Origin of the sequence: Mesorhizobium sp. C399B, assembly GCF_030323185.1 — a bacterium.
GTDB lineage: Bacteria > Pseudomonadota > Alphaproteobacteria > Rhizobiales > Rhizobiaceae > Mesorhizobium.
Genome location: NZ_CP100472.1, coordinates 344,870 through 352,604, shown reverse-complemented (window position 1 = coordinate 352,604; position 7,735 = coordinate 344,870). Strand labels below are relative to the sequence as shown.

6 protein-coding genes are annotated in these 7,735 nt (G+C 54.4%); 4 read left to right on the top strand and 2 right to left on the bottom strand.

What is annotated here, in order from left to right:
* The first annotated feature begins 92 nt into the window (after nucleotides 1-92).
* The 4 genes from NLY36_RS01835 to NLY36_RS01820 all read left to right on the top strand — a co-directional run bounded on the left by NLY36_RS01835 (nucleotide 93) and on the right by NLY36_RS01820 (nucleotide 6,014).
* Nucleotides 93-257 (top strand): twin-arginine translocase TatA/TatE family subunit, encoded by a 165-nt coding sequence (locus NLY36_RS01835; RefSeq protein ID WP_245260205.1) that lies wholly within the window; start codon nucleotides 93-95, stop codon nucleotides 255-257.
* A 127-nt stretch (nucleotides 258-384) separates the two neighbouring features.
* A complete protein-coding gene (locus NLY36_RS01830; RefSeq protein ID WP_023735385.1) occupies nucleotides 385-1,065 on the top strand; it encodes a hypothetical protein in 681 nt (226 codons plus the stop codon).
* A gap of 894 nt (nucleotides 1,066-1,959) precedes the next feature.
* The gene (locus NLY36_RS01825) at nucleotides 1,960-3,747 is read left to right on the top strand and encodes a GmrSD restriction endonuclease domain-containing protein (RefSeq protein WP_023695333.1); all 1,788 of its coding nucleotides are present in this window, start codon (nucleotides 1,960-1,962) and stop codon (nucleotides 3,745-3,747) included.
* Nucleotides 3,744-6,014 (top strand): DUF262 domain-containing protein, encoded by a 2,271-nt coding sequence (locus NLY36_RS01820; protein ID WP_023695332.1) that lies wholly within the window; start codon nucleotides 3,744-3,746, stop codon nucleotides 6,012-6,014. The genes NLY36_RS01825 and NLY36_RS01820 overlap by 4 nt, the downstream gene beginning before the upstream one ends.
* Nucleotides 6,015-6,323: 309 nt before the next feature.
* Here the strand turns inward: NLY36_RS01820 and NLY36_RS01815 are convergent, their stop codons facing one another.
* Entirely contained in the window at nucleotides 6,324-6,701 is a 378-nt protein-coding gene (locus NLY36_RS01815) for a hypothetical protein (RefSeq protein WP_023695331.1), read from the bottom strand.
* 142 nt (nucleotides 6,702-6,843) lie between these two features.
* Nucleotides 6,844-7,701, bottom strand: a complete 858-nt coding sequence (locus NLY36_RS01810; RefSeq protein WP_156933174.1) for an ATP-binding protein — start codon at nucleotides 7,699-7,701, stop codon at nucleotides 6,844-6,846.
* Between the last annotated feature and the right edge of the window lie 34 nt (nucleotides 7,702-7,735).

The window sequence follows — 7,735 nt, the reverse complement described above, 5'->3', positions numbered from 1 at the left end:
GCGCTCCATGCCACCATTCGATCTATGCATGCCGCCGAAGGTACAGGGATCGGGTCGAGATGGGAGCGTTGAGCGTCTGGCACTTGGCGATCGTGCTGATCGTGATCATCGTCCTGTTCGGGCGCGGGCGCATCTCAGCCCTGATGGGAGACATGGGAGGCGGCATCGCCGCGTTCAAGCGCGGGTTGCGGCAGGATAGCGACGGCTCTCGCGACAGAAAGCTGACCTCAATGAAGGATGTTTCAAAGCCTGAGTAGCGTTCAAGCTTTTTGTCCAAACGCTCGCCTGCATACTCGCCGACAAGCACGGGGGATTTGATGCGGCGGCTGACGCCTCTAATCCTGCGAGGTTACATATACGATCACCAAAGTGGAGAAGGAACAAATGAAGGCGAAGTCTCTTCTCGTCATTGTGCTCACAACTCTCCTCGGTTCAACGGGAGCACAGGCCAGCCAGTTTGAAGTTTGGATGCGGGGTTTTATCCCCAATAAGCATGACACAAATCCGGGCTACGTGACGCTAGTTCCAAATCACGAGAACCTTACTATGATTCCAGGACCAGTGCCGCTGGTCAGCGACTGTTTTCTCACTGATCAGAGGGAGTTTTCGAATAATCCCAACGACTCTTCTCGAGTAGCGGCCTATGCAAAGTACGACGACGCCGGAAACCTAATTGATAAGAAATTCATCGAGTCGCAATCGGTCGAGGTCGATTGTGAAGACGGCGACGAGGAATGTAGGAAAACTGTGGATACGTCAGCTGGCGAAATTGGCCCGGTCGCTCTCGACGATGGAAAGTTGCGCATTTCGATGATTGGCAAGGCTAGCGACGCCTGTTTTACAGGTGCACCAAACTTAGACTTTAACATGATATTCGAGATAGATGTATCTGCTCGAACAATCACTTATTTTGGGGCAGTCGATGATTTTCCTTCGTTCGAAGCGCTGTTCAAGGCTGACGATCAACCGATCGTGACCTTGTTTCGAATACCCCCCGCTGTTGGATCCTCGGCCTTTGGGGTTCTCGGTTCCCGTACCCTTGAGAGTAAGACCATAAAGTTCTGATCACGCGCGACCGTATCTTTATGACGACTTTATCAATAGTCGCGACAGCCTTTTTTGTTTCATTTTTTGCACGCAACGACACCACGATTGGCCACGCGTTCGTTGTGCGTCCGCTGGGCTCAGACATGCCACATCCGCGCCTGGGCTGTGCCTTGGGGGAGCAGGGAACCAACCGGCATTGATGACCAGACATATCGGACCCTGCGTGCACTCGTTGAACACCCCTGGCGCGCTTGCGGCAACCAAAATGGCCGCTGACAACGCTTCGATCCTTCTATGACGCATATACGAGAAGGAAGCGTCGGGCACGGTAGAGTTGGGCATCCTTAGCGCCTACAATCCTCGGCTCGGCGATCACAACACCCGCTGCAAACTATGTTTGGTGCCTAGTCGTCGGACGTCGCCTGCTCTTGCTTATAGGTCGTGACCCGGAGCCGTTTCGGACAATGCTCATAGGGAGAGATCTGCGGGTTCGACAGGCGGAAGGGGTCGGTTCCTTTGGGTTGCAGCATCGTCACCATCCTTGCGAACGTCGCTTCCTGTACGGTCACACGGATAGCCGACGAATCTGGTCGGGTCCGAAACGAGAACGCTGCCGACGCAGATTGCAAATTCTTCCACTCGAAATTAAAGGACTGGACTGACAAGCACACACGACCTACCAATGAGTGGGCAGCAATCAACTCTCTTGATCTTATCGGCAGACAGCGACCGCATCGACGCGGTAGAGGCGCTTGCGCTCGGAATTGGTGGCATTTGCCGAGCGCCGTTCGCGTCACGATGAATCGTGTTTTCAAGATATGCAACGGGGAATTGTGGACGCCCAGGAGTCCGACCTTCCCGACCTTGAGATTTGCCATCGCTAGATTTTTATCGAGGACGGAGAGTGACTGAATGGCCGTACTTGAAACGAAGCAAACATCGCGAACAGCTTTCGAGGAAAGCGGAACGCACTCCAAGAATGGAGCTATTCTCGAGCTGAAGCTGGTCGGCGATATCTGCGGGCAGTTTCTTGTTGCAAAGTACCAACGTGGCTACCGCTGGGCGAAACAGGAAGTTGGGCGGCTCCTCAACGATATCTGGGAAAGCAATGGCGCCGCGTACAACCTGCAGCCCATTGTGGTGAAGCGGATCGGCAACGAGGAATGGGAACTTGTCGACGGTCAGCAGCGGCTTACGACGCTCTATCTCATCTTCCTTTTTATGCAGCGCGAGGGCCTGCAGAATGCCGGACCAGCGTACTCCATTGCATATGAAACGCGGCCTGGTAGCCAGACCTACTTGCAGGAGTTGGATCAGGCTCGCAGCGAAAGCAATATCGATTTCTTCCACCTTCATGCGGCCTTCCAGTGCATTCGAGAATGGTTCAATGCGCACGGTGCGCGTCGCCAGCACGTTGCAAACAAGTTCTACGGGTATCTGTTCGAGAGCGTTCGCGTAATCTGGTATGATGCGCCATTGGATCTGGACTCAACGAGTCTATTTACACGTCTGAACGTCGGTCGCATCCCGCTAACTGACGCTGAACTGGTCAAAGCGCTGTTGCTCTCACGCAGCCGCGGTGGACCAGGACATGCAGATCGCACCCGTGAATTAGCGGCGCAATGGGACAGCATAGAGCGCGATCTGCACCAACCAGATGTATGGGCATTCATCACCGACGCCGATGAAGACGAATACCCAACGCGTATCAGCCTTCTACTCGATACACTTGCTGGTGGCGCTCTTGGGCCGAAGCGCCCGCGCTTTTACACATTCGACAACCTTCGGGAGAAAATCGAAGCGACCTCGCCTCAGGCAGTATGGAACCAGGTAGTTGACCTGCACGCGACGATTCTCGGATGGTTTGAAGACCGCAATTATTACCACAAAATTGGCTTCCTGGTCGCTGTTGGGCAATCTTTCGGAGAGCTTGTAACGCTCGCGGTCAACCAAAGTAAGGGCAACTTTGTTGCGATCCTCGACAGCCGTATTCGCGATACACTCGACCTCAGCCCATCTGACGTAACGGCCCTGAGCTACGAAACGGACACACACAAGGAAAAATGCGCACGCCTCCTGCTTTTGATGAACGTTGAAACTGTACGCCGGTTAAAGCATTCGACTGAACGCTATTCATTCCGAGAGCATCGGGATTCGGCTTGGTCACTGGAGCATATCCACGCTCAGAATGCCGAGAGCCTTACCAAGGCAGAGCAGTGGAAGGAATGGCTGCGATTGCACCGCGACGCACTCACTGATCTACCATCAGTCGATCCGGAACGACGCAGAGCAATTATTGGCAGGATTGATGCCGCCGGCGACCAGATCGACCGCAACAGCTTTCAAGAACTGGTTCGAGACGTAACGGCAATTTTTACGCCCTCTGATACCAACGCTCTGCCGTCGGTTCATTCGGTTCATTCGGTGACCAATCTTGCACTGCTGTCGGGCGGCGACAACAGCGCTATTGGCAATTCGGTGTTCGAGGTGAAACGGCGGCAGATACTGGATCTCGACAGGAATGGCGCATACATTCCCCTCTGCACCCGACAGGTGTTCCTAAAATACTATACGGATGCTGACGCTCAACAGATTCATTTTTGGAGTGTCCAAGATCGCGAGAGCTATCTCCGGGCAATGATTTCTCCCGAACAAGGGATTCTTTTCCCCTATTTGAAATTGGAGGATCGGCAATCATGAGAAGTTATCTAACTTCTTACAATTCGCTGTTCACCCGCATTGTGCCGGATTCACCCGCCGTCGAGTCTATCGAAATTCCGCTCATCCAACGCGACTATGCGCAGGGGCGCGCGGGAACTGCGGTCGAGCGAATACGCACGAGCTTTCTTGATGTTCTGTATCGGGCCGTCACCTGTGGCGAGAGCGTATGCCTCGATTTCGTATACGGCGATGTGGAAAATGGGACGCTTCGGCCGCTCGATGGGCAGCAGCGGCTCACAACATTATTTCTTCTGCACTGGTATCTGGCGTTTCGTGCGGAACGTCTGAACCAGGAGCAGGGTTGGAAGAACTTTTCATATGTCACTCGAGCCAGCGCACGCCTGTTTTGTGAGCGGCTTGTAGAGAGCGAGCCTCCAGCAACAGTAGAGGTTTTGTCCGCCTGGATCGCTGATCAGTTCTGGTACCTTCACACTTGGCGTCACGACCCGACCATCCAGTCGATGTTGGTGATGCTGGATGCGATGCATGAGCGTTTTCGAGATGAAGATTGCTTGGCGGCATGGGAGCGCCTCATCGATGGTGAGGCACCTGCAATCTCTTTTCACTTGCTGCCGATCGAGCAGGTAGGCTTGAGCGACGATCTTTACATTAAGATGAATTCTCGCGGGAAGCCGCTGACGCCCTTCGAGAATTTCAAAGCGTTGTTCGAGAAAGTACTGGAAACATCGTGCCCTGATCGGGTCGAAGAATTCGCGTCCAAGATTGACGGCGCTTGGTCCGATCTACTCTGGCGATACCGGAGCCGCGACTTTTCGATTGACGATGGCTTTCTGCGGTATTTTCACTTCATAGCGGAAGTATCCGAGTGGCAAGAAGGGCGCTTCACAAAGGGCGACAGCGCATCACTCGCCGAAGATGTCTATGGAAGGCGCAACTCGAAGGCCGCCGCCAATCTCGAGTTTTTGTTCCAAGCCCTCGACACTTGGGTGGGCGTGGAAATCCAGTCGATTTTTGCTGGCCTTTTCTCCATAACCCCGGCGCCAACTGACTCGAGCAGCCCGAGCAAGGTCGTGTTATACGCTCCGCAGGGCAGTACTGACATCGACCTCTTTTCGGCGTGTTGCCAAACTTACGGGCAAGCGCGCGGTCGCAATCGCGTGTTCGGCTGGCCTCAGACCATGTTGCTTTACGCCGTTCTCCTCCACAGAATTCACAAGACACATGATTTCGCTCGGCGCCTACGCGTCCTTAGAAATTTGGTGGAGGCTTCGAGCAACGAGCTTCGATTGGAAAGAATGCCCGAGCTTCTGGCCGATGTTCGGTGCATTGTGATTGACGGCGCCTTGGAAGGCGTCTCTGCTTTCAACCAGGCGCAAGTCGCGGACGAGAAGCTAAAACAGGAACTGCTGTCAAAAAGTCCAAATCTCGAACGAAACTTGTTCCATCTTGAGGACCATCAGCTGCTTCGCGGATGTCTTGCTGCTTTCGAGCTCGACGAGGCGGTCTTTGACAGACGTGCCGGTGCGTTCCACAAGCTGTTTGCCTCAACTGAATGTATGCCTCCCCTCACAGGCGCGCTGCTCGCGATTGGCGATTACTCGCGACAGATAAATACCCGCCTGTTTCAATTCGGTTCCGGCTCAAATCTCGCTCCGTGGCGTGAATTATTGACCGCGGCAAGCAGGTTGAACCTCTCCGCAACTCGGGCCGTTCTGGGGAACTTGCTTGACGTTGTCGCCAGCACTGAAGTTGATGTGGGAAGCAACCTGAGCAAGATTCAGCAGGACTGGCTCGATGATGCGGCCGGCGCGAATGGTTTGGGGTGGCGGTGGTACTTCGTGAAGTATCCAGCTATGCGCGAAAGTCGCTCGGGAATCTACGTCGGCTCGAACGGTCTTCTTGGTTACAGCGTCTGTATGCTCAACAAAACCCAACTGAACAGTTGGTACCGTGACCCATATCTCTATGCAATTTATCGCGAGAGTGGAGTAGAAAATAGCATCGAAGATCCTTGGTTCACCGGCCATGAAACGGAGTCACGGTGGATGCGTCTGAGTAAGAGTGGTACCGAACTTAGATGCGTCGCCGAAGGTTTGGTTCTTCGTCCTCCACCCTTAACGTCACACGTCGAGGCATTTTCCCAGATTTGCGCTCAGCATGGAGTCGGCGCCGACCGTGTGTTGCTGGTGCCTCAAGTGGAAAGCGAAGGGGTCAACCTCGATGCTTGTAATCGAGTTGAGCTCGGAGCGGCGCTGCTACGCGGTCTTGTTGGGGCTGGTTTGTAGACGGCGCTGCCACTTGCTGCCTTTTCACTCGTTGCCGCCTTGGAGATGGCGGTGGCGACACGGTGTCATCACGCGGGCAGGGGCGCGTGATTCGAGCTGATTCGCCCGACGTAAGGGACCACAGGTGCTGCGGGGGGAGGGACGTTCAGTGTGAAAACCCAATTTCACACTGAGACCGTTTTCGGGAACGAACGGAGTGTGTCACTTTCATACTGAGACCAACCGCCAGAGGGACCTTCCGCTTCTCCCAGGCAAGGGACATTAACGCGGAAAACTCCACTTTCGAACGGCCCAGTTTTCAGGTAGGGGCTAAGTGTCGTTTATCACACTGAGGAGGCGATCGATTTCCTGATCTCTGTTGCCAACTTTCTCGTCTGACGCTGTCGCGGACTCCGTTGCCAACTTGGCGCCCTCGGCTGCATGTTTGCCCGCACTCCATGTGCTGTGCACGAGCCAATCATCAGCAAGAAAGAACTCGCCGCCAAGAACTTCTGCTTTCTCGTCCACGAGTCGTTTTTTCATCGCGTCTTCGCCGACGATCGCGATGCTTGCGTTCGCGTACGGCGCTTGGCCGGGGATGGTCGAGGGGCGGAATACCGCCCACTCATATGTCCCCTTCGGATAGGCGCTCTGAATTTGGTCTCGCCGGGTTAGTGGGCTTTTCGAGAAGCCCACTTTGATGATCAACTTGCCCTCGACCGCCGAGCTCTGACGTCAGAGATATGCGTCTCATCGCCTTCCCGGCGAGGAAGCGGGCTATCTCAAACTGCAATGTATCCATCATGCTGTCACAACGTGTGGGACAGCCAACGCCGTTGTTGTCGGCGTGCTATCTCCAATGCGTATTAATGTAGTTCGCAATTTCGTCACCCTTCAGCTGCTTTGTGACATTGCTGGTACGCACGTAAAACTCGCGAGCTTCATTGTCTTTCAGGTACGCTGGTTTGGGTCCACGGTACTTGACATCTACAATGCAAACAAGCTTGCCCTCATGCCTGGCGAAACGGATTGAATACGACGGTGCGAATTCACTCCCAATCTGCTCATTGATCAGGTTGACAAGCGTTTGCTGAAACCATTCCCTCGATTGCCGTTCTGGCGACATCGTGGAAAGGTCGTGTTCAAGGCCGACGACTTTTTTGTCGTCGCTAACCCCGATGACCAAAGAACCACTCCCCGAATTCAAAAACGCAACAATCGTCTTCAGCGTGGCTTTGCGCACAAACTTGCTTTTCGTGCCTTCCTTGAGGTCAAATTGCAGCGTGCTCTTGTATTCGAGGTCCTGGCCCTCATCCGCTTGGATTATCTGTTCAATAGTAGGCGGAGGTGGAGGTGGTAGATAAAACGCGTCGGGCCAGCCGCCGTGCTGTTCGATAACATGGTCGATCTCGCCCATCAGGCGTCGGGTTTCGGTTAGCGCGACAACTACGCGCCGGTAGTGCAGAATATCTTCGTCGGTCAGTAAACGACCAGGAGACGGGTTCATGCCGCCCTTAGCGGCGCGGTCCTTGAGCCATTTCTGGCAGACCTGATAACCGCCGACATGGAATTCCCAGGTCTCCCGCGGCACGTCCTCGAACCAGCGCAAGCTGTTAATCATCACTTTGCCGTTCTCGTATTCCGGGTAGCCCCGCGCCGGATCCGCAGCGCCAGCAGTTCTTTGAGAAAATGCTTTTGAACATCTCATGGCACCTCGGCTCTGACGCTATTCCAGTCTTCAT

What these genes read in the sequence shown, in the direction of transcription:
- NLY36_RS01825 (WP_023695333.1), top strand. Translation starts at nt 1,960, where the DNA reads ATGGCCGTACTTGAAACGAAGCAAACATCGCGAACAGCTTTCGAGGAA.
- NLY36_RS01810 (WP_156933174.1), bottom strand. Translation starts at nt 7,701, where the DNA reads ATGAGATGTTCAAAAGCATTTTCTCAAAGAACTGCTGGCGCTGCGGAT.
- NLY36_RS01830 (WP_023735385.1), top strand. Translation starts at nt 385, where the DNA reads ATGAAGGCGAAGTCTCTTCTCGTCATTGTGCTCACAACTCTCCTCGGT.
- NLY36_RS01820 (WP_023695332.1), top strand. Translation starts at nt 3,744, where the DNA reads ATGAGAAGTTATCTAACTTCTTACAATTCGCTGTTCACCCGCATTGTG.